Below are 21,212 nucleotides of genomic sequence, written 5' to 3' on the forward strand. Positions count from 1 at the left end.
CTACAAAAACTGAATATCAATCACGCGCCCGCTGGCTTTATGCCGGTGGGCGCGTTGTTGATGAACGCACAATCAGCCGATGCTCAATGGGATGCCCCTGGGCTGGCTCTAACCCGCGAATGGTGCGCAACAACATGGCTACCGCAGTCTCGCCCTGCTGGTGGGGCCGCTGTTCAATGGTGGTCAGCCCGAACATGTCTGCAAGTTCATGGTTATCGATACCGATCACCGAAAGATCATGGGGCAGCTGCAGGCCTAAGTCCCGGGCGGCGAGCATCGCGCCGATCGCCATTTCATCACTGGCAGCAAAAATGGCAGTGGGACGGTTCACCGGGTGGCCGAGCAACTGCTTTGCCGCCTGATAGCCCTGGGCCATGCTGAAATCGGCGCCCAGGTAGAGACGGTCATCTACGGGCAGTGAAGCTTCACGCATGGCGCGTTCGTACCCGGCGCGGCGGCGGGTAGGCAAGTGGAAATCCTGATCGGTTTCTTGGCTTCCGCCAATGTGAGCGATACGTGTGTGCCCCAGCGCGATGAGGTGCTCAGTGGCTAAGGCCGCCACCGCTTCTTCATCCCAGAAAAGGGTGGGAGCGCCGGGTAATGGACCGCCTACTCCTACCAGTGGTTTATCCAGTGCATGCAGGGCTTTCATCTCCGCCTCGCCTAACTCCACGTTGACCGCGATGACCGCGTCTACACGTTGGCGAAGCAGGAAGTCAGAGAATACCTTTTCGCGTTGGTCCACTTCCTTGCTCAGCTGATACAAGGTGGTGTCATAACCTTCGCGCATCAGGGCCGCGCTAATGCCTTCAAGCACCGAGCCGTAATACCAGCGATTAATCATTGGTACCAGCACGCCGATATTCCGGGTTCGGCCCGAGGCCAGACCTGAGGCGCTGGCGGAAACCACGTAGTCGAGCTCGTGTGCTGCCCGGCGGACCGCGGCGAGCGTGCTGGCCGAGACGTTTCCGCGACCCGAGAGAGCCCTGGAGACGGTGGCGATAGAGACTCCTGCGGCCTCAGCCACGTCTTTGATGCTGGCCACGATGACCCTTTCACGAAGTATGTCTGGTAGCTGCGGCGGCCATTCGATGAGCGCCGCAGCTACTTTTTGAGCTTACCGTCCGCTAGCTACGCGTTGCGTTAAGCCACAGTGCGCTTTCGCCTTGTATGCTCTCGTCCGAGCTTTGTAAGGCACTGACGACCAGACGCGGTAGTTTTGCCAGGTCTTCCGGCAAATGAATCGGCTCTGCACAGAAATTCATCACGATAATAACCGAGCCATTTTGCAGGGTCAGCAGGTTTTCATCATTTCTAGCTAACCACTGTACGTCTCCGGAACCCAGCGCGTGTTCGCGGCGCAAACGCAATAGTTCTTGGTATAGGTGCAGCGTTGAGTCGGCGTCATTTTCCTGCAGTGAACGCGCATAACCGGCCCATTGCTCGGGCTGGGGCAGCCAGCTTTCTCCGGTGGTGCTAAAACCGTAGGCCGGGGCCTCCGCTTCCCAAGGAAGCGGCACTCGGCAGCCGTCTCGGCCGTAGCGCTCGTGATTGGTGCGGAACCAGGTCGGGTCCTGACGGGCCTCGTCCGGTAGCTCCATGGCTTCGGGCAAGCCGAGCTCTTCACCCTGATAAAGGTAAGCACCACCGGGTAGTGCAAGCATGAGCGTGGAGGCCGCACGGGCGCGGCGCAAGCCGGTGACCGGATCCGGATGGTTTGGCGTCAGCGGACCAATGCCTTCACCCTGCGGGTTGTCTGCGGTGAGTGCTAACCGTGAGGCATGGCGTACCACGTCGTGGTTGGACAATACCCAGGTGCTCGGTGCGCCGACCGCGCCGAAGGCCGAGATTGACTCATTGATTACTTCACGTAGTGCCGAGGCATCCCAGCCGGTGCTGAGATAAGGGAAATTGAAGGCTTGATGCATTTCATCTTCACGCACCCACTTTGCCATCAGATCTAGTGGATTAACCCAGGCTTCGGCACAGAGCACACGCTGGCCTTCGTATTCATCCATGACGGTTCGCCAGTCGCGGTAGATTTCATGCACGCCATCCTGCCCCCACCACGGGGCAAGCTCTTCGGTTCCACCCATGGATGCGCCCTTGGGGTCTGGGGCGAAATCGGGCAGCCCCTCGGCCTTGATCATGCCGTGGGCAACGTCGACGCGGAACCCATCGGTGCCGCGATCTAGCCAGAAGCGCAGTACGTTGCGGAACATCGCGCGGACTTCCTCGTTGTGCCAGTTAAAGTCTGGCTGCGAAGAGTCAAAGATATGCAGGTACACCTGGCCGGGGGTACCGTCTTCGTCGGTGGTCCGGGTCCACATAGGTCCTCCGAACACCGATTCCCAGTTATTGGGCACGGTTCCTTCTACGGCGTCGCGGAAGATAAAGCGGTCGCGTTCGGGGGAGCCGGCCGGGGATTTCAGGGCTTCCTGGAACCAGGGATGTTGATCAGAGCAGTGGTTTGGAACGAGATCAATGATGACGCGTAATCCGAGCTCATGGGCGCGAGCCACCATAGCGTCGTAGTCGGCCAGTGTGCCAAAGAGCGGGTCGACGTCTACATAGTTCGAGACGTCGTAGCCACCGTCTTTTTGGGGTGAGGTGAAAAATGGGGAGAGCCAGATTGCGTCGATGTCCATTTTGGCCAGCGATTCCAGGCGGGAGGTAATGCCCTGTAAATCTCCGATTCCATCTCCGTTGGCGTCTGCGAAGGAACGTGGATAGATCTGGTAGATCACCGAGGTGCGCCACCATTCCGAGCCGGGCTCGGTTGATGGCGTGGTCGAGAGCGCGCGCTTTTGAGTCATGACGGTAACGATAGGCGATGGAGAAGTGTTTGTAAACGCTTCCAGTAATTTGACGCTTTGCCATGAAGTAAGTCGTTAGACCGAGCTGAGAATGATTGATTCCTTGGCGACTGTTGCCAACTTCAATGATCTATGTCACTCTGGAAGCGCTTACATATATGTCGAAACCCTTCGACGCTCAGATCCGCCCGGTCCGGCCCATTGGACCGAGGTTGTCACGAAAGGTACACCAATGAAGGTGAACGCTCGCTCCCTGATTGTCGGCGGGGCCATGACGGCCATCGCTGCACTCTCGCTGACCGCCTGCGGCGGATCCGGCACCACAACCGAACCCACCACTTCCAGCTCACCAGCGGCTTCTGCCTCAGCGCCAGCCGAAGCCGGATCGTTGACCGTATGGGTTGACGCAAACCGTGAGCCAGTACTGAAACAGGCTGCCAAGGACTTCCAGGCCGCCAGTGGTGTGAAGGTAGAGCTGGTGATCAAGGATTTCTCGAAAATTCAAGAAGATTTCCTTCGCCAGGTACCTACCGGAAAGGGTCCTGATATCACCATCGGAGCCCACGACTGGTTGGGAAACCTCGTCAATAACGGTGTGGTTCAGCCGGTAGAGCTGGGCGACAAAGCCGCAGACTTCCAAGATGTTGCCGTGAATGCGATGAGCTATGAAGGAAAAGCCTACGGTGTCCCTTACGCCACCGAGAACTTGGCACTGCTGCGCAACACCAAACTGGCCGACAAAGCACCTGCAACCTTTGACGACATGATCACCGCCGGTGAAAAGTCAGGAGCAGACTTCCCATTCTTGGTGCAGGTCTCCGAAACCGGTGATCCATTCCATCTCTACCCATTCCAGACCTCGTTCGGCGCACCGGTCTTTGGCACCGATGCCGATGGCGCCTATGACGCAAGCAAGCTGGAACTGAACAATTCAGGCGGCGAGAAATTCGCTCAGTGGATGGCTGAGCAGGGCAAAGAAGGAACGCTGAAAACCTCGGTGGACTCCGACATTGCCAAGGAAAAGTTTGTTTCCGGCGATTCACCATTCTTGATTACTGGCCCTTGGAATGTTGAGGCGGCCGAAAAAGCCAAGATTGAGTTGTCCATTGACCCAATACCAAGCGCCGGCGGCGAGCCAGCACAACCTTTCGTAGCAGTCCAGGGATTCTTCGTTTCTTCGAAGACCGAGAATCTGTTGGCAGCTACAGAATTTTTGACCAACTACATTGGTACCGAAGCGGTGCAGACCGAACTATACAAGGTTGGCGACCGCCCACCAGCAAACAAGGCAGCTTTCGAAGCAGCGAAGTCTGACGAAGTAGTTGCAGCCTTCGGTGAAGTTGGCGCCAACGGTGTTCCGATGCCAAACGTTCCGGAAATGGCTGCGGTATGGGAATTCTGGGGTGTCGCAGAAGCTGACATCATCTCCGGTAAGGCCAAGGACCCAGTCAAGCGCTGGGACAAGATGGCTGATGACATCGAAGCAGCAATTTCCAAGTAGTTCTGCGTGGGCCGGGGTGCAAGTCTTGGACTTGCGCTCCGGCCTAACCACACCGATAACCGCTGGCAGAATCGTTCAAGGACCACGTAGATGAATCTCAATACCACCGCGCGACGAGAAGACGCCCCCGAACGTTCGTCGAGGGAGAAAAGTACTTCGCCCCATTTCAGCGGAGGACTGGGCACGATGCTCTTCAAGATCCTGGCGCTGGCGGTCCTGGATGCCACCGCAGTTTTTGCAATTTTCCTTGCGGTAGCCAAAGACGCGGTACTTATTGCCAGCATCATCGGTGTCATTACCCTATTGATTAACGTCATCTACCTCAAGCGAGGGTGGCTTCCGGCTAAGTACCTGGCACCCGGCGCCGTATTCCTGTTGATCTTCCAAGTTTTTGTCATTGGCTACACCGGGTATATCGCGTTTACCAACTATGGATCCGGGCATAATTCGGATCAAGACGACGCAATTATGTCGCTGCTGCAAACCAATCAGCAACGGGTGCCTGATTCGGCAAGCTACCCGGTGACTGTACTGGATGGTGCCGACGGGCTTGCGCTCTTGGTAGAGCGTGAAGGGCAGCAGCTTGTGGGGGACTCCGATGACCCACTGGCACCTATTGACCCGGCCGAACTTGGCAAATACACGCAACTGAACTTCGCTGATTTACTTGGCCGGCAGCAGGAAGTCACATCCTTAGCGGTGCCCATGAGTGAAGACCCGACCCAGGGAACGCTTCGCACCTCTGATGGACGGACCGCCTACCAGTACACTTCCACACTGGTCTACGACAAGGGCGCCGATACGATGACCGACTCGATCACCGGCACGGTATATAGCGACACCGGGGTGGGCGCCTACAGCGCACCGGATGGTGAGCAGCTGATGCCGGGCTGGTCTATCAACGTAGGTTTTGACAACTTCACTCGGGCTGTCACCGACTCGTCGATCCGCAGTTCGCTGATCTCTGTTACCGTATGGACCTTTGCCTTTGCTTTCCTCTCGGTAGCCACGACCTTCTTCCTTGGATTATTTCTCGCAATAGTGTTCAACGACCTGCGGATGAAGGGGCGCAAGATTTACCGAGTCATCTCGATCCTGCCATATGCGTTCCCTGCATTCCTTGGCGGCCTGGTCTGGGCTGGCATGCTGAACAAAGACTTCGGTTTTGTTAATCAGGTACTTTTCAACGGAGCCTCGATTCCATGGCTCACCGACCCGTGGCTGGCAAAGTTCTCCGTGCTCTGGGTCAACCTTTGGCTTGGATTCCCTTATATGTTCCTCGTCTGCACTGGCGCCTTGCAATCGATTCCAGATGAGCTCTCCGAGGCGGCGAAGATTGACGGGGCTAAACCGTTCCAGATCTTCCGATTGATCAAGATGCCACTGTTGCTCGTGTCTGTAGCGCCACTGCTGATTTCTTCTTTCGCGTTCAACTTCAACAACTTCAACATCATCTACATGCTTACCGAGGGCGGACCACGTTTGGACGGTGGAGCCATGAACGTAGGTTCCACGGACATCCTCATTTCGATGGTCTACAAGGTGGCGTTCGTTGGTTCACAACGCGACTATGGGCTGGCTAGCGCGTTCTCCATCATTATCTTCTTGATTGTTTCGCTGATCGCAGTCATCAGCTTTAAGCAGACCAAAGCTCTGGAGGAATTGAACTAATGAGCACTGCAACCTCAATCTCATCCAAGGCACCGAAAAAGACTTTCGGCCAGTGGTTTGCGGCAACCGGCTGGCGCCACCTCATTGGCGTGGCGCTGTGTATCTACGCGGCCTTCCCACTGCTCTATGTTCTCTCAGCGTCGCTCAATCCCAACGGCACGCTGCTTTCCTCCAACGGATTATTCAGCACGGTCGGTTTTGAAAGTTATGAGAAGCTCTTCGCCAACGAACAGCGTCCCTTCGCCGCATGGTTTGCTAACACGATGTTTATCGGACTAACTACCGCGGCCGCCTCCGTACTGCTGGGTGCACTCGCCGCCTACAGCTTTAGCCGGATGCGCTTTAAGGGCCGCCGCTTTGGACTGGTGTCCCTGTTGGTAGTCCAGATTTTCCCGCAGCTGCTGGCAGTGGTGGCAATCTTCATTCTTCTCACCACACTGGGCGATGTGTACCCAGCACTGGGTATCGATAACCAGATTGCTCTAATCATGGTGTATCTCGGTGGCGCACTGGGTGTAAACACCTACTTAATGTATGGGTTCTTCAATACTGTGCCGATAGAAATTGATGAGGCTGCCAAGATTGATGGGGCTGGGCATGCGCGCATCTTCTTCACCATGATCCTGCGCCTAGTGGCACCAATCCTTGCAGTGGTGGGATTGCTGTCATTCATCTCCACTACCAGCGACTTCGTAATCGCCTCCGTGGTGTTGGTCAGCCCGGAGAATCAAACGCTCGCGGTGGGGCTGTATTCCTACGTCTCTGAAGAATTCACCTCAAACTGGTCGGTGTTTGCCGCTGGAGCGGTGCTCGCGGCCATCCCGGTCATGGCATTGTTCTTGTTCTTGCAGAAATACATTGTGGGCGGGCTGACGGCAGGAGCCGGCAAGTAGCTTTTCCTGAAGCGGAAAAGCGGACACCACGCCATCAGACACCCCGTGTCAGACGCAACGTTGGCATCCGCCAAACTGTGGAGCGCACCGGCTAAAGTAAGCCTCATGAAGTCACGCCTCCCACGCGCAGCACGCAAATACTTGGATCAATTGCGCCTCGAATTGGGACACCTGAACGCTGAAGAGCGAAACAGGATCATTGAACAAACCAACGCGAAGATCCGTCAACTGCCAGGACGCGGCCGCAATCAGGTAGAGCTATTTGAGCATCTCGGTACCGCAGCCATGCGAGCCGAAAAGTTCCGGCGAACCGAACCCGAAGCATTAGCGGTACGTAGTGGCAAAGAATTCTTGAACCGAATTCTTGGCTGGCCGATTCTTGCCTTCGCTCTGCTGACCGCAGTGGTGCTGTACTTCGGTCCGATTGCCACCTCCGAGTCAGCTGGCACAGGGATGGCAGAGACTATGCTGACCACGTGGGAAGCCACGGTGGGAGCTCAGATCATCTGGCTTGCGGTACTTCCAGTCTTGCTCAGCGCACTGCGGCTCTGGGCGCAAAACAAGTTCACCTGGATCCTTGGACTGCTCGGCGCGATACTTTTCACGCTCGTGGTGTTCCTTGGTGCCGCAGGCATTGGGCTGTATTTCATCCCGATCACCGTGTTGCTCTGGGCGCAGGTACTTACCCCGATGATCATGATGCGTGGCTCGATGGCTCATCCTGGAGCGCTCTGGTTGATTTCCGGTGCCTTGCTGGTGCTCTTGGGACTGGTATGGGCGGTGCGTCCAGCCTTAGACGAGAGCACCGGTAACATCTGGCTGATTATTGCACCCGCGATTGTCTTGGGGCTGTTGGCCGTGCTGCTGCCCACCCGCAAATTCTGGGTCCAAATAGCATTGATTATCGCCGGGCTCCTGGTAATTGCCGCCGGACTAACTGTCGCTTTCGGCAATGTAGGCCAACCAGCATTAATCGACACCTGGATGGTTGGGGGACTGGCATTCGCCGTCGGGCATTTAGCGCTCGCCGGTGGACTGTGGCACGAGCGGGTACGCAAACTGCTGGCCCTGTATTAGATCTGTTATCGAAACTTACGATCGACCGTTGGACGAACAGCCAAGTAGGTTCCGGAATATAGTTGCCCGACTGCTTAGAATGGATCTATGAGCGACGCCCCAAATTTCCCGCCGACACCGCCAGCTAAGCGGGGGCGAGGCCGACCCCGGAAAGACTCAAATTGGGCGACTTTTTCCCGTGAAGAACTAGCTGCCCGTGCCCTGCACATCGCTGGAAATGAAGGATTCTCCGCGGTGACTATGCATCGGTTGGCAGCAGAGTTCTCCGTGACCCCGCGGGCACTGTATAACTACGTGGCTGACCGCCAGGAGATTATCAACCTCGCGGTAGCGCAGTTTGTGGAAAAGGCTCCGTTCATCGACTTTGATCCGGAGAACTGGCGGGAGTCCGTGGGCGAAGCCTACAACCGCTCACGCGAGGTCTATCGGATGTTCCCACGCGCCACCTTGGTGGGAATGGAAGAAAGGGTGACCGCCGAAATTGGACCCAGGCACACCGTATTGCTTGAACGGTTACTGAAGTTTTTTGTAGACATTGGCCTGCCGCTGAAGAATGCTGTCAGTCTGTCACGTTGCTTAGAACAGGATGTGCTCAGCTTCGCACTGAAATATGACTACGCCTATGACCGCGCTCCGGAGCAATACCGCGATGCCGTCACCAGACTCGTGGCCGAACGCTGGCTAGATAACTACCCCGAGGTGGATGCGCCACTGTGCCGGGCGTCGCTTGAGCTTCCCGAACAGACCAGCGACGAGATCTTCGCTGAACTAGTGGAGATGCGGATACTTGCAATCGAAGCGATTCTCGCGAGAAACTGACGGTCACTAGGGAATAACTTCCTCGCCTTTGACGCTTGAGTACTTGTTGCCATAAATTTTGGACCTCCTGCAAAGTTCGTCAGGTATCGGCCTACCAGTTGAAAGTTGGACCATGCCACAGCGCGATCACAAGCTGCCTGAGCCATTATCCTCCGCGGCACGATGGCGCTTGCTGGGGGTACTCCTGGCGACGATGTTTATGTCCTTGGTTTCGGTCAGCATCGTCAATGTGGTGCTGCCGTCCATTGAGTCCACCCTCGGCGCTACCGAAGCCGATATGCAGTGGGTGCTCGCCGGATACGCGCTGACCTTCGGCGTGGTGCTCGTTGCCGCCGGACGTGCCGGAGACGTGCTGGGGCGCGGGGTGATGTTTGTGGCCGGAGTAATCATCTTTACCCTCTCCTCAATCTTCGCCGGCCTAGCTCCGGATCCCACCAGCCTGAATATCGCACGTTTCATTATGGGATTTGGTTCTGGCCTGCTGAACCCGCAGGTTATGGGCATGATTCAGCAGCACTTTAAAGGTCATGAGCGCGGACGTGCTTACGGACTGCTGGGCACGGTAATCGGTGTTTCGGTGGCTATTGGCCCGGTGCTTGGGGGTTTCTTGATCGGCTGGCTTGGCCCGGATGCCGGCTGGCGTTGGACCTTTTTGATCAATGTTCCGGTGGGAATCATTGCGGTACTGCTGGCATTGATATGGTTGCCGCGCCCATTGTTGATCCGCGGCACCGGAAAGCTGGACCTCGACCCTGTGGGAGGGGTCCTGCTGGCGGTGGGATTGCTGGCCTTCCTGCTTCCTTTCGTCCAAGGGCGCGAGAATCCTGCGTTGTGGGCACTGCTGGTAGTGGGTCTAGCGATCTTGGTTTTCTGGGTTTACTGGGAGAAGAAATATAAGGCGCGTGGACGTGCCCCGATGGTGGAACTGGCCCTATTCAAGATTTCCAGTTTTACCAACGGCTCACTGATTGCCGGACTGTATTTCATGGGTGTCAGCAGCGTATGGGTGCTCGTGGCCATCTATGTCCAAAGCGCACTGGACTTCAGCGCACTGGAAGCCGGACTGATCTGTCTTCCGGCGGCGCTGCTCTCTGCGGTGAGCTCACAATTGGCGGGAAATTACGTGATGAGTATCGGGCGCAAGATGATTGTGTTCGGTACCGGTAGCGCACTCTTTGGCCTGCTGGCCACGGTGGCCGTAGTGGAGCTGGAATCACGCGCTGGGTTGAATATCTGGTGGATGATGCTGGCACTGTCATTTATCGGGGTGGCCCAAGGTTTCATTATTTCGCCAAACCAGACGCTGACGTTGATGGAGGTACCGGTGGAAAACTCCGGCAGCGCCGGTGGGCTGATGCAGACCTCTCAACGTATTGGAACGGCGGTAGGTATTGCGGTGATTACCGCGATCTTTTACGGAGTCAACCACCTTTCGGGCTGGACTAACGCGATGAGCTTGTCCTTTGTCGCCATCGCATTGCTGGTGCTGATCACCATGTGCGTGGCCATTGCTGATCTACGCAGGGGACACCGGGACCTGGTCCCGCTGAGCTAGCGCTAGTTGGCCTACCCTGAAGCTGGGTGAAGTATTGGGGCGCACCGGGTAGTGCCGGCGAAAATTGCCCAATGCGTTGGAAGACTCCTGGGATCGCTCTACGCTGAAGATATGAAGCGTCTTACTGTGGTGCTAACCATCCCACTTCTTATGTTTGCCTTGGCCTCCTGCGCCTCGTCTTCTAGTGGCGCGTCAGCGCCCGAGGGGGTGTGGGGAGAGCAAGCCCAAGGTAAACCCTGGATTGAACTTTCAGCAGATGGGAAAGTGTCGGGCAACGACGGCTGCAACCGTATCGCGGGGCAATGGGCTGACAAAGATGGCGAGATCCACTTTGAACAGTTAAGCAGCACCAAGATGTACTGTCCTGGAATCGACCCGTGGCTTTCCGCTGCTGTTAGCGCGCAAATCAGCGGCGACAGCATGCTGGTATTGGATGCGGAAAATGCAGAGCTTGGGACGTTGAAACGGACCATGTAGATTGGGTGGTAAAACGAAAAAGACTTCGCAATGAACTGTTTTTGGTTCATTGCGAAGTCTTTTTAGTATGTGGTTCGAACTAGACGATGCGGTATCCGCTAACCAGCGGGCAATCAAATGGATCGCGAGCCGAAAGTCCAACCTTGTTCAGGTAGGTGACGACCTGCGAATAGGATTCACGTACGCTGGCAATGGTGTAAGGCACCTGGTGTTCGTCGCAGTACTGGCGAACGATTTTGGATACCGCAGCCAAGTTGGCACGTGGCATCGAAGGGAACAAGTGGTGCTCCACCTGGTAGTTCAGCCCGCCGTAGACATGGGACAGAATGCGGTTTCCCCAGTTGGACTTGGCCATGACATTACGTCCGGTCAATACCTGACGGGAGAAGAAGTCAATCCGGGCAGTCTCTGGAACCATTGGCATGCCCTTATGGTTCGGTGCGAACGAAGCGCCCATGTAAACACCGAAGACTGCCAGCTGTACGCCGATGAAGGCGAAGGCCATACCGACGGGCAGGAAATAGAAGATGGCAGCTAGGTAAAGCGCGATACGCAGTGCAATCCCGGTCATTTCACGCTTGCGGTTCTTCACGCGGTTGGCCTGGAATAGGTACTTGATTGACTGCATGTGCAGATTCAAGCCTTCAAGGGTAAGCAGCGGGAAGAACAGGTAGCCTTGGCGCTCGGTGATCCACTTCAGGAATCCGCGCTGGCGCTTGGCATCCTCAGGCTGGAACGAGATGGTGTCCCACTCGATGTCCGGATCCTTGCCAATGGTGTTCGGGGTTGCGTGGTGCTTATTGTGCTTGTTCATCCACCACTGGTAGCTGATGCCGACAACGATGTTTGCCAAGAACTGGCCCAGCTTGTCGTTGCGCTTGTGCGAGGCGAGGATCTGCCGATGGGCTGCCTCATGGGCCAAGAAGGCGAACTGGGTCAACAAAAGGCCCAGTGCACCGGCCATCAGTAGCTGGAACCAGCTATCACCGAGCAGGAAAAAACCTGCGACGGTACCTGCAAGGAGAACCGTCAGCACGGCGGCTATGCCAAGGTAGTGTCCGCGGCGTCGTTGGATCAATCCAGCGTCGCCGACCAACTTCTTAACGTGGAAAAAGCTTTTAGGATCTCCCGGTTTGACCGACGGGCCTGCGGGGTCCAGTACGGAGCTACTGCTCAAGAAAACATCCTTGGGTGATAGGCGTCGACTTTGCAGTCGAAAGAACTGAAAAACTCGGCTCCCATATCCTTAGCTTACTTGGATAAACTGTGAAGTGACTGTCCGGTAGATGCCAAAATTTGAAATATTGAGTAATACGCGATACCCAACATTTTCCGCCCAAGCCAGATAACAGTTAGTGCCGTACTATCAATTGGCCATCTGTTATTTCCCAGCGTGCGTCGAGGCGCACATTTTCTAGCATCCGCCGGTCGTGTGTGACGAGCAGCAAGGCACCTTCGTAGGATTCCAATGCTTCTTCGAGCTGCTCAATTGCCGGTAGGTCCAGGTGGTTGGTTGGCTCATCAAGGACCAGCAGGTTAACACCTCGCGCTTGCAACAGAGCCAGGCCTGCACGGGTGCGTTCACCCGGGGAGAGCGCAGCGACTAGCGAAGCGGCTTGGTTGGCTTTCAAGCCAAATTTTGCGAGCAAGGTCCGGGCATCCGCTGAGGTCATTTCCGGCAGTTCCAACTCGAAGGCTTCTCCCAGGGGAAGATCAGCCGGGAGGTAGCTGCGGGCCTGATCGATTTCACCAATCTTCACCGAGGCACCCAGCGAAGCGCTTCCCGCATCCGGGGTGATCTTACCCAGCAACAAGTTGAGCAATGTCGATTTCCCGGCGCCGTTGGGACCGGTGATGCCGATGCGCTCTCCGGCGTTCAGCTGGATTGACAGTGGGCCAAAGCTAAAATGGCCGCGCTCAAGGGCCACTTCGTTCAGCGTGGACACCACGGTGGAAGAACGTGGGGCCGCCGCAATTTCAAACTGCAATACCCATTCTTTACGCGGTTCGATGACCTCGTCCAGACGCTTGATCCGCGACTCCATCTGGCGGACCTTCTGTGCCTGCTTTTCGGAGGACTCATTGGATGCTTTACGGCGCAGCTTGTCATTATCTGGGTTCTTCTTCATGGCATTGCGAACGCCTTGGGAAGACCACTCACGCTGGGTGCGGGCACGGGAGACAAGATCTGCTTTTTTGTCCGCAAACTCGTCATAGGCTTCACGCGCATGGCGACGGTTGATGTCCCGCTCTTCAAGATACGAATCGTAGCCGCCTTCGTAAACTGCGACTTGGTTCTGCGCTAGATCCAGCTCCACAATCCCGGTAGTACAACGAGCCAAGAATTCACGGTCGTGAGATACCAGCACCACGCCTGCGCGCAGTGAATTGATGAAGGTTTCCAGTCGTTCCAGCCCGGCCAGATCCAGATCATTAGTCGGCTCATCAAGCAGGACGATATCAAAACGGCTCAGCAGCAGAGCGGCCAGAGCAATACGCGCCACCTGTCCGCCAGACAGTGCAGTCATCAATGAATCGGTGGGAAGTTCAAAGCCAAGTTCCGCCAGTACCTCCGGCGCACGGTCATCCAAGTCCATTGCGCCCGAGGCCATCCAATGGTCAAAAGCCAATGCGTAAGCGTCATCTGCGCCCGGATCTCCGGAGCCCAGTGCCTCGGCGGTCGCTTCCATGCTCGCTGTGGCTTGCGCGCAACCGGTGCGTCGGGCCAGATACTCGGCGATAGTTTCGCCTTCAATACGTTCGTGTTCCTGCGGCATCCAGCCGATGAATGCGCCATCAGGTGCGGTAGAAACGGTGCCGCCCATGGGTTCGTCAACGCCTGCGAGGAGACGAAGCAACGTGGTCTTTCCAGCGCCGTTGGCACCGACGATTCCATAGACATCCCCCGGAGAGAGGGTGAAGCTGAGTTTGGAGAAGAGGGTTCGATCGGCATGGCCTCCGGAAAGGTCCTTGGCCACCAGCGTTGCAGTCATAGTCTCAATTCTATGCGGTCGGGCACCCCGATTAGGCTTCGTCGGTTAAGCCCTGTGTGTGATGCTGCAACAGATCTTCTTGCCGCGTGTCTGGAGTCCGAAATGCCTGGGAATGCAGCATTAAAAGCAGGGCAATGAACTGTCCCAGGCAGTCTCCGTTATCGGCTCCGTGACCGGAATGGGCCGAGAGGCACGAGGGATACTGGTCCTTCGCCTGCTGAATCAGCCAAGGTTGCGGACGTTTCCATGTCGAATTGCGTGAGGCCAAGGAGTTGGTGCGCACTTTCTTTCCGGCTACCGCCGCCCGTCTCACTCGTACGTATTTTTCCATTGCCTTTCGCCGCGGTGTATCCGCTGGTCATCGGTGGATTAGGCCGCGCGTGGTCGGAGTGCGCCCAAAGTTATTCAGATCAACCCTTGCTGTGTCATGGCTCACTTGCTACAGTCTTACCGCTGATGGGGAAGCGCTTCCCACTGCATGGGATATTGAAGATTTTGTAGAGACTGAAATGAAAAGGGCCGCTCCAGTGGATAATCAACTGAACCTTGGCGAAAACAACCTGCCGTTAGCCGGGATCCGTGTTTTGGAATTGGGTAACTTTGTTGCCGCCCCATTTGCCGCCCGAATTTTTGGCGACTTCGGCGCCGAGGTCATCAAGATCGAGCGCCCGGGTGAGGGTGACGAACTGCGCGATTGGCGCAAGACCCGCGGGGCAACCTCGATGCTCTTTCGCACCATAGGCCGCAACAAGAAATCCGTTGAACTGGATCTGCGCAGCGAACTGGGCGCTCAAGCCATCAAGAACATCATCAAAACCACCGATGTGATGATTGAAAATTTCCGTCCCGGCACACTGGAAAAGTGGGGCCTGGGACCAGAGGTGCTGACCGAGATCAACCCGGACCTGGTGATCGTGCGGATCTCGGGTTACGGGCAAACCGGCCCATACAAGAACCGTGCAGGTTTCGGCAGCTCCGCCGAGTCCTTCGCCGGGCTGCGCTACGTCACCGGCGAGCCGGACCGCCCCGCCGGACGGGCAGCGGCATCACTGGGAGATACGGTTGCCGGACTCTACGGGGTGATCGGCGCACTCATGCTGATGTTCAACAAGGCGAAGGGCGGTCAAAACCAGAGCAGCAATGTTGTTGACGTAGCACTGTATGAGGGCGTCTTCTCGCTGCTTGAGTCCCTCGTCCCGGATTACGATGCCTACGGATTGGTGCGCAAACGTACCGGCGGACGGCTGCCAGGGGTAGTGCCAACCGGGTCCTACAACTGCGGCGACGGACTGGAGGTTGTCATCGGCGGCAATTCCAACTCGGTCTTTGTGCGTCTGATGAATGCCATCGGCCGCGAAGACCTGGCTGCTGATGAAAGCCTGCTCACTACCGAAGCCCGCGGAGCGCGTGAAGAAGAACTCAACGGAGCTATCGAAGCCTTCACCGGTTCTATGACCATGGAACAGGTACTCAATGCGCTTGAATCCGCCGGTGTTCCCGCCGCGCCTGTTTATGATGCCCCTTCCATTGCGGACGATGAGCACTACATTGCTCGAGGCATGATCGAAACCCACGAGGTAATCATCGAAGACGAACCGGAACTGATTCGATTCCCCGGTGTCGTTCCGAAGATCCCGGGCCATCAGGGTCAAGTCAACTGGGTCGGGCCGGACTTGGGTGCGCATACCGAAGAGGTGCTCACCGAACTTGCAGGCTTTGATGCCCAGCAAATCGCTGCAATGAAAGAAACGGCATCGCAGTCATGAAGATTCAGATCACCGACGTCTTTTTACGCGACGGGTTGCAAGATGAACCGGTCATCGTTTCGACGGAAAACAAGCTGAGAATTGCTGAAGCCACGATGCATGCCGGCATCCGCCGGCTGGAGGTTGCCTCATTCGTCAACCCGGCCCGGGTGCCCCAGATGGCCGATGCGGTTCAAGTCGTTGCGGGCCTGGTGGCAAAGCCGAGCGTGAGCTATACCGCTCTGGCGCTTAACGGCAAGGGAATCACCCGTGCCGTCGAGGCCGGAGTCACCGAAATCCAGGTAGTCGCCTCCGCCAGCCAAGCGCACAGCAATGCCAACGCGGGGACAAAAATCGAAGCGGCCCTCGCCTCGCTGGCTGCGGATGTGGCCAAGTACTCGGACGTGAGCTTTTTTGCCGGCATCTCCACCGCTTTCACCTGTCCTTTTGAGGGGGAGATCTCCCCGGAGCACCTCTTGACGCTGGTTCAAGCCTTCAAGGCCATGGGAATCAGAGACATCGGCTTGGCGGACACCCTGGGGACCACCGCACCGCAACGGCTCATGGACTCGGTGAAATATGTGCAGGATGCCGAACCGGACCTGACCTACTACCTGCACCTGCACAACGCGCACGGGCAGGCATTGGAAACCGTCGGTTTGGCCGTAGAAGCGGGAATAACTCGTTTTGACGCGGCACTTGGCGGTTACGGCGGATGCCCATTCGCACCGGGAGCGGCGGGAAACCTGTCCACCGGGGAACTGGCCAGCTACCTTCACCAGTCCGGTCACGAAACCGGAATTGATGAAAAAGCGCTTTCCGAGGCGACGGACATGGCCCGACGCATAATCGCAGAATCGCCGGTATTACAGCACGAAGCAAGCCTGAAGAACTAACCCGAACCCATTCCTCTATCATGAGTTTGCGCCGATCTCGTAGTCCACGAGGCTGGCGTGCTCAGCACCGGGAGACAACGATGTCACAGATCAAAAATGAGAACTTGGACGAGCAGCTGCATGGAAGCTCCGACGAGAAGCACGAATTCAACAAAATCAAGAGCGTGCGTACCGCAGACCGCACCACCCGGGCAGTGCATTTGCCGCGCAAGCCCACCGGGCGAATCGCCAGCCTGCCGATTCTGCTCTACCTGGTGCTGGCCGCGGTCGTAGTGATCGCAGCCTTCACCGGAACGCTGCCAGATTCGATGCTTGCAGGATTTGTCACCACGATCCTCTTCGGCGGCCTGCTGATCTGGATCGGCAATCTTGTCCCGGTCATTCGAGACTTCGGCCTGCCGACCATTCTGTGCACCTTCATTCCTGCCACGCTGCTCTTTGCCGGATTGCTGCCCGAGCAGCTGGTCCTCGTGGTGACCAACTTTGTCACCGTGCACGGCTTCCTGGACTTCTTTGTCATTACGGTGATCGCCGGATCCATCCTGGGCATGCCGCGGGCGTTGCTGCTCAAAGCCGGGCCGCGGTTCGCGGTGCCGCTGGTAGGCTGCATGATCGTCACGTTCCTCGTGGTCGGCGGGATCGGGATGATCACCGGTTTTGGATTCATCGAAGCGATCTTGCTGATTGCCGCTCCGATCATGGCCGGTGGCCTGGGCCTCGGCGCGCTGCCGATGAGCGAAATGTATGCCGAGCGAACCGGACAGGATTCATCGGCGTTCATGGGGGACCTGATGAGCGCCGTCGTTGTCGCGAATATCTTCTGCATCCTGATCGCCGGCATCTACAACGGTTTGGGCAAGCGCAAGAAGCAGCTGTTTGTCGGTTTTAACGGCCATGGCCAGCTGCTGCGAATCAACGGGACCCGCGGGGACCTTACCCTTCCACCCAAGCGGGACGTGTCATCGTTCATCGCCCTGGGCAAGGGGCTGGCTATTGCCGGCGGGCTGTTCGTCTTCGGCCAGCTGGTCGGCTCGTTCGCCGAGTTCCTGCACCCTTATGCCTGGACGATTATTGCTGCGGCTGTGGTGAAGATCTTCGGTCTGCTTCCCAAGGAAGTGGAGGATGCAGCCACCGACTGGGGTGATCTGGTCACGGCCACCATGGTGCCGGCGCTGCTGGTTGGCGTCTCAATCAGCTACATCGATATTTCCGAGGTGCTCGTCTCGCTGAGCAACCCGCGCTTCATTTTCCTGACGGTGGTCACGGTGGTCGTAGCGACCTTGAGCTCGGGTCTTCTGGGTTGGCTGGTGAAGTTCTACTTCGTCGAGGCGTCGATTACCCCTGGACTAGTCATGGCTGACACCGGTGGCTCCGGCGATGTGTCGGTGCTGAGCGCGGCCAACCGAATGCACTTGATGCCCTTCGCGGCGCTGACCAATCGCATTGGCGGAGCGCTGGTGCTGTTCATTACCTCGATGCTGGTGCCATTCTTGGCGATTGGCTAAGTCGAGCATTGGCATAAGCAAAAGACGTGTGCCGCCCGCACAGATTCCGTGCGGGCGGCACACGTCTTTTGCGTTTTAACCAAGGGGAGAGCAGAGTTGACGCTGGCTGCGATGTTGTATTGGGGGCCAAAACCCAGCTCGCCGATGGAGGTCCCACGCTTGGAACTACTCTGGGTTGCACGAGGACCTGCTGGGGGTAGGAATTGTTCTGAGCGCCTTCGATACTGTGGTGGATGCTGGTCCAACGAGACCGGCCGTGGCCTCCGGGCCTGCCTAGCGCTGGTTGGCGAAGGCTTGGGAAATCAGCTCGGCAGTGTGGGCGACCAGCGAACCGTGGTCCACACCAGGGGAGACCAAGCAGCGCGAGAGCGGCATGGCCAGGCAGATCGACGCCACCACGTGGTCTTTCTGGGTGATCGGCGCGCTGACCGAGCCCAGTCCCGGGGTGCGCAGTCCCACCGATTCCACCCAGCCGGTGGTCTCTACCGAAGCGAGTGCCGCGGCATCAAAGGCAAGCAGGCGACCGCTGGACCCGTAGGGAAGCGTCAGGCTGGCCCCGACCGGCAAGGTGGCTTTCAGCTCGTGCCGTGAATCGACCGAGGCAACGCAGACTCGCGAGTCGCCGCGGCGGATCCACAGTTGCGCGGTCTCGCCGGTGGTATCGCGCAAGTGGGTCAGGTGGCTGAGCCCTACGATTTCAAGCCGGCTGCGCACAAAGCGTCGGCCGAGGCTGAAACTTCCAGAGGATTCACGGCGCAGGAAATCGTACTCTGCCAGGTTCTGCGCCAGGCGATGCGCAGTGGATGTTGACAGCCCGGTGCGCCGGGCCAATTCGCTGGCCGTTGCGTCGCCGAATTCCAGTGCGTCAAGGATCAGGCAGATGCGGTCCAGTTGGCGGTTCGCGGTGGTTTCGGACAAGTGTTTGGCCTTTTCGCTGGAGGGAAATACCTCGTCAGTCGGCGGTTATTGCCACTTAGAGGAAATTGATTCCTACTGTATGGGAAATAGCAGTGTGTAATCAAGAAGGATTTTTGCGCCGCGGGCTGGTGATTCCTATCACCTGCTGTTATTGTATTCCCAATAAATAGCAAGCATATCCCATTCAGTGGGATTTTTGTCGAAGGTAGGAAAGTTATGGCGCAGTACGAAATTTCGGTGATCCCCGGCGACGGTATCGGCCCCGAGGTAGTTGCATCAGCACTCGAGGTGCTCGGAGAATGCGAAAAGCAATTCGACCTGAAGCTGAACTACACCACCTATGACTTCAGCGCCGACCTCTACCGCCGCACCGGACGCAAAATTACGGTGGCGGATATGGAAGTGATCGGTGAAACCGACGCGGTGCTTTTTGGTGCCATGGGACTTCCGGACGTGCGCGACGAGCACGGCCTGGAGCTCGGCGCCCAGGTGGAAATGCGCGCCTATTACAAACTCTTCGCGAGCCTGCGGCCGGTGAAGCTCTTTGCGGGTGTCCCCAACGCGGTCAAGGCTGAGAAGGTGGACATGCTGGTCATCCGCGAAACCTCCGAGGGAATGTTCGCCGGGCTCCACGATGAACACGAGCCAAGTGATGAACAAGCCACCGACCGGATGACTATCACCCGCGCCACCTGCGAGAAACTCTTCGACGTGGCCTTCGAAGAGGCCCGGGCGCGCCGCAAACGCGGCACCCCGGGCCGCGTCACCCTGCTGCACAAGTCCAATGCGCTGCGCAGCAACGTGCTGATGGAAAAGGTCTTTGACGAGGTGGCGGCGCAAAACACCGATATCGAGAGTAATAAGTTCTACATCGACGCCGGGTCCATGTACATGGTCACCGACCCGGAACGCTTCGACGTGATTGTCAGCGAGAACATCTTCGGCGACATTACCTCGGAGATCGCCGCCGGCCTGGTCGGTGGACTGGGCGTGGCGCCCTCGGCCGATGTGAGCCTGAAGCACGGGGTCTTCCAGCCGTCACACGGCAGTGCACCGGATATCGCCGGCGCCGGCATCGCCAACCCGATTGCCATGATGCTCTCCGCCGCGATGATGCTGAACTGGCTCGGCGAACACCGCGAGGACGCGCAATGCCTGCAGGCCGCACGCCAGATCAATGAAGCGGTGGAGCGAGTGCTGGCCAGCGGGCCGCGCACCAAGGACATCGGTGGCACCGCAAGCACCGAACAGGTGACCGATGCGGTGCTCCAGTCGCTGAGGTCCGCCGCCGCGCTATCCACCCAGAGTTTGTAGAAAGGCGTCTTAAATGAGCTACAAAGTACTGTTTCTGAACCCGTTGAAGGACTACATCGAAGGACTGGAGCGGTCCACTCCGGCAGAATTCCAGCTGACCGTGCTGCCCGCAGGCACCTCGGCCCAGAGAATGTGTCAGGAGGCGGCGGACGCTGACTTCATCATCTCGGGCATTGAAATCCCTGAAGCGGTTTTCCGCGCCGCAGGCCAGGCGAAGTTCATCCAGTACATGAGTTCGGGCTACGGCCAGCTGTCCGAAGAGGTGCTCAACGACCTTGGCATTCCGGTGGCGCAGATGAAAACCCATTCGATCTCGGTCGCCGAGCACGCGGTGACCCTCATCCTCACCTTGCTGCGCCGGCTCCCGGCCTCCACGGTGGCGCTGGGCGAAGGCAAATGGCGCCAAGATCTTCAAGAAGCCTCCTACTCGGAGCTCTACGGCAAGACCGTGGGCATCGTGGGGCTGGGAAATATCGGCCGCTGGGTCGGCAAGGTGGTGCATCACGGTTTCGGTGCGAACGTGATCTTCTACGACAATGCCGAAATTCCGCTGACCGTCTCCGAACTGATCTCGGCCAAGCAGGTTTCGCTCGATGAACTGATGCGCGAATCCGACATCGTCTGCGTGAACCTTCCGCTGAACGCCGATTCAAAGCAGCTGATCGGCCGTGACGAGCTGTCCAAGATGAAGCAGCGCAGTGTGCTGGTCAACGTTGGACGCGGCGAGGTCATCGACGAGCAGGCACTCATCGAGGTCTTGCGCGAAGGACGCATTGCCGGGGCCGGGCTGGACGTCTTCGAAAGCGAGCCGCTGAGCCTGAACAGCGAACTGCTGAAATTGGAGAGTGTCGTCTGCACACCCCATATGGCCGGGGTGGGCTGGGAGAACGTGCAACGGCGCATTGATACGGTGTGGGAAAACATCCACGCGGTACTGCGCGGCGAGATCCCACGCGGGGTCATCACGCAGACCAAGCGTGCACCGAGCCTGGAAAGCGCGAGCTAGGCTCCGCGCAGCGGCCCGCACTCGAA

General features: G+C 57.6%; 17 protein-coding genes. 12 read left to right on the forward strand and 5 right to left on the reverse strand.

Annotated features, from left to right (window positions below; genetic code table 11):
• Positions 1 to 37: 37 nt before the first annotated feature.
• Both VJ369_RS15295 and VJ369_RS15300 read right to left on the reverse strand, forming a co-directional pair.
• Positions 38 to 1,045, reverse strand: coding sequence for a LacI family DNA-binding transcriptional regulator (locus tag VJ369_RS15295; RefSeq protein WP_324092906.1), 1,008 nt, complete (start codon positions 1,043 to 1,045; stop codon positions 38 to 40).
• An 82-nt stretch (positions 1,046 to 1,127) separates the two neighbouring features.
• Positions 1,128 to 2,816: an alpha-amylase family glycosyl hydrolase gene (locus tag VJ369_RS15300; protein ID WP_324092907.1), complete on the reverse strand. Its 1,689-nt coding sequence runs from the start codon at positions 2,814 to 2,816 to the stop codon at positions 1,128 to 1,130.
• Between the two features lie 232 nt (positions 2,817 to 3,048).
• On the opposite strand from VJ369_RS15300, the gene VJ369_RS15305 reads away from it, so the two are divergent.
• From VJ369_RS15305 to VJ369_RS15335, 7 genes are all read left to right on the forward strand, one after another.
• Positions 3,049 to 4,317: a maltose ABC transporter substrate-binding protein gene (locus tag VJ369_RS15305; RefSeq protein WP_324092908.1), complete on the forward strand. Its 1,269-nt coding sequence runs from the start codon at positions 3,049 to 3,051 to the stop codon at positions 4,315 to 4,317.
• 90 nt (positions 4,318 to 4,407) lie between these two features.
• Complete coding sequence (locus VJ369_RS15310) at positions 4,408 to 5,988, forward strand: ABC transporter permease subunit (protein WP_324092909.1); 1,581 nt, start codon at positions 4,408 to 4,410, stop codon at positions 5,986 to 5,988.
• A complete protein-coding gene (locus VJ369_RS15315; RefSeq protein ID WP_324092910.1) occupies positions 5,988 to 6,881 on the forward strand; it encodes a sugar ABC transporter permease in 894 nt (297 codons plus the stop codon). The genes VJ369_RS15310 and VJ369_RS15315 overlap by 1 nt, the downstream gene beginning before the upstream one ends.
• A 105-nt stretch (positions 6,882 to 6,986) precedes the next feature.
• Entirely contained in the window at positions 6,987 to 7,958 is a 972-nt protein-coding gene (locus tag VJ369_RS15320) for a hypothetical protein (RefSeq protein WP_324092911.1), read from the forward strand.
• An 87-nt stretch (positions 7,959 to 8,045) separates the two neighbouring features.
• A complete protein-coding gene (locus VJ369_RS15325; RefSeq protein ID WP_324092912.1) occupies positions 8,046 to 8,777 on the forward strand; it encodes a TetR/AcrR family transcriptional regulator in 732 nt (243 codons plus the stop codon).
• A 112-nt stretch (positions 8,778 to 8,889) separates the two neighbouring features.
• Positions 8,890 to 10,332 (forward strand): MFS transporter, encoded by a 1,443-nt coding sequence (locus VJ369_RS15330; protein WP_324092913.1) that lies wholly within the window; start codon positions 8,890 to 8,892, stop codon positions 10,330 to 10,332.
• A gap of 111 nt (positions 10,333 to 10,443) precedes the next feature.
• The gene (locus VJ369_RS15335) at positions 10,444 to 10,809 is read left to right on the forward strand and encodes an META domain-containing protein (protein WP_324092914.1); all 366 of its coding nucleotides are present in this window, start codon (positions 10,444 to 10,446) and stop codon (positions 10,807 to 10,809) included.
• A 79-nt stretch (positions 10,810 to 10,888) separates the two neighbouring features.
• Here VJ369_RS15335 and VJ369_RS15340 read toward each other — a convergent pair whose 3' ends face one another.
• The gene (locus VJ369_RS15340; protein ID WP_324092915.1) at positions 10,889 to 11,986 is read right to left on the reverse strand and encodes an acyl-CoA desaturase; all 1,098 of its coding nucleotides are present in this window, start codon (positions 11,984 to 11,986) and stop codon (positions 10,889 to 10,891) included.
• Between the two features lie 175 nt (positions 11,987 to 12,161).
• Positions 12,162 to 13,802: an ABC-F family ATP-binding cassette domain-containing protein gene (locus VJ369_RS15345; RefSeq protein ID WP_324092916.1), complete on the reverse strand. Its 1,641-nt coding sequence runs from the start codon at positions 13,800 to 13,802 to the stop codon at positions 12,162 to 12,164.
• A 527-nt stretch (positions 13,803 to 14,329) separates the two neighbouring features.
• On the opposite strand from VJ369_RS15345, the gene VJ369_RS15350 reads away from it, so the two are divergent.
• The 3 genes from VJ369_RS15350 (at position 14,330) to VJ369_RS15360 (ending at position 17,948) form a co-directional block, all read left to right on the forward strand.
• The gene (locus VJ369_RS15350; RefSeq protein ID WP_324092917.1) at positions 14,330 to 15,568 is read left to right on the forward strand and encodes a CaiB/BaiF CoA-transferase family protein; all 1,239 of its coding nucleotides are present in this window, start codon (positions 14,330 to 14,332) and stop codon (positions 15,566 to 15,568) included.
• Positions 15,565 to 16,443, forward strand: coding sequence for a hydroxymethylglutaryl-CoA lyase (locus tag VJ369_RS15355; protein ID WP_324092918.1), 879 nt, complete (start codon positions 15,565 to 15,567; stop codon positions 16,441 to 16,443). Before VJ369_RS15350 ends, VJ369_RS15355 begins: the two co-directional genes overlap by 4 nt.
• An 80-nt stretch (positions 16,444 to 16,523) precedes the next feature.
• On the forward strand, positions 16,524 to 17,948 hold the full coding sequence (locus VJ369_RS15360; RefSeq protein ID WP_324092919.1) for a 2-hydroxycarboxylate transporter family protein: 1,425 nt from the start codon (positions 16,524 to 16,526) through the stop codon (positions 17,946 to 17,948).
• Positions 17,949 to 18,221: 273 nt separating this feature from the next.
• On the opposite strand, the gene VJ369_RS15365 is transcribed toward VJ369_RS15360, so the two are convergent.
• Positions 18,222 to 18,866: an IclR family transcriptional regulator gene (locus VJ369_RS15365; protein WP_324092920.1), complete on the reverse strand. Its 645-nt coding sequence runs from the start codon at positions 18,864 to 18,866 to the stop codon at positions 18,222 to 18,224.
• A 216-nt stretch (positions 18,867 to 19,082) separates the two neighbouring features.
• Here VJ369_RS15365 and VJ369_RS15370 point away from each other — a divergent pair, with 216 nt between their 5' ends.
• Both VJ369_RS15370 and VJ369_RS15375 read left to right on the forward strand, forming a co-directional pair.
• Entirely contained in the window at positions 19,083 to 20,180 is a 1,098-nt protein-coding gene (locus VJ369_RS15370; protein ID WP_324092921.1) for an isocitrate/isopropylmalate dehydrogenase family protein, read from the forward strand.
• A 13-nt stretch (positions 20,181 to 20,193) separates the two neighbouring features.
• On the forward strand, positions 20,194 to 21,186 hold the full coding sequence (locus VJ369_RS15375; protein WP_324092922.1) for an NAD(P)-dependent oxidoreductase: 993 nt from the start codon (positions 20,194 to 20,196) through the stop codon (positions 21,184 to 21,186).
• Positions 21,187 to 21,212 lie beyond the last annotated feature (26 nt).

Origin of the sequence: Glutamicibacter sp. (assembly GCF_035257265.1) — a bacterium.
GTDB lineage: Bacteria > Actinomycetota > Actinomycetes > Actinomycetales > Micrococcaceae > Glutamicibacter.

Coding starts and splice junctions, on each gene's coding strand:
- VJ369_RS15300 (WP_324092907.1), bottom strand. CDS start 2,816: ATGACTCAAAAGCGCGCGCTCTCGACCACGCCATCAACCGAGCCCGGC.
- VJ369_RS15305 (WP_324092908.1), top strand. CDS start 3,049: ATGAAGGTGAACGCTCGCTCCCTGATTGTCGGCGGGGCCATGACGGCC.
- VJ369_RS15310 (WP_324092909.1), top strand. CDS start 4,408: ATGAATCTCAATACCACCGCGCGACGAGAAGACGCCCCCGAACGTTCG.
- VJ369_RS15315 (WP_324092910.1), top strand. CDS start 5,988: ATGAGCACTGCAACCTCAATCTCATCCAAGGCACCGAAAAAGACTTTC.
- VJ369_RS15320 (WP_324092911.1), top strand. CDS start 6,987: ATGAAGTCACGCCTCCCACGCGCAGCACGCAAATACTTGGATCAATTG.
- VJ369_RS15325 (WP_324092912.1), top strand. CDS start 8,046: ATGAGCGACGCCCCAAATTTCCCGCCGACACCGCCAGCTAAGCGGGGG.
- VJ369_RS15330 (WP_324092913.1), top strand. CDS start 8,890: ATGCCACAGCGCGATCACAAGCTGCCTGAGCCATTATCCTCCGCGGCA.
- VJ369_RS15335 (WP_324092914.1), top strand. CDS start 10,444: ATGAAGCGTCTTACTGTGGTGCTAACCATCCCACTTCTTATGTTTGCC.
- VJ369_RS15345 (WP_324092916.1), bottom strand. CDS start 13,802: ATGACTGCAACGCTGGTGGCCAAGGACCTTTCCGGAGGCCATGCCGAT.
- VJ369_RS15355 (WP_324092918.1), top strand. CDS start 15,565: ATGAAGATTCAGATCACCGACGTCTTTTTACGCGACGGGTTGCAAGAT.
- VJ369_RS15360 (WP_324092919.1), top strand. CDS start 16,524: ATGTCACAGATCAAAAATGAGAACTTGGACGAGCAGCTGCATGGAAGC.
- VJ369_RS15370 (WP_324092921.1), top strand. CDS start 19,083: ATGGCGCAGTACGAAATTTCGGTGATCCCCGGCGACGGTATCGGCCCC.
- VJ369_RS15375 (WP_324092922.1), top strand. CDS start 20,194: ATGAGCTACAAAGTACTGTTTCTGAACCCGTTGAAGGACTACATCGAA.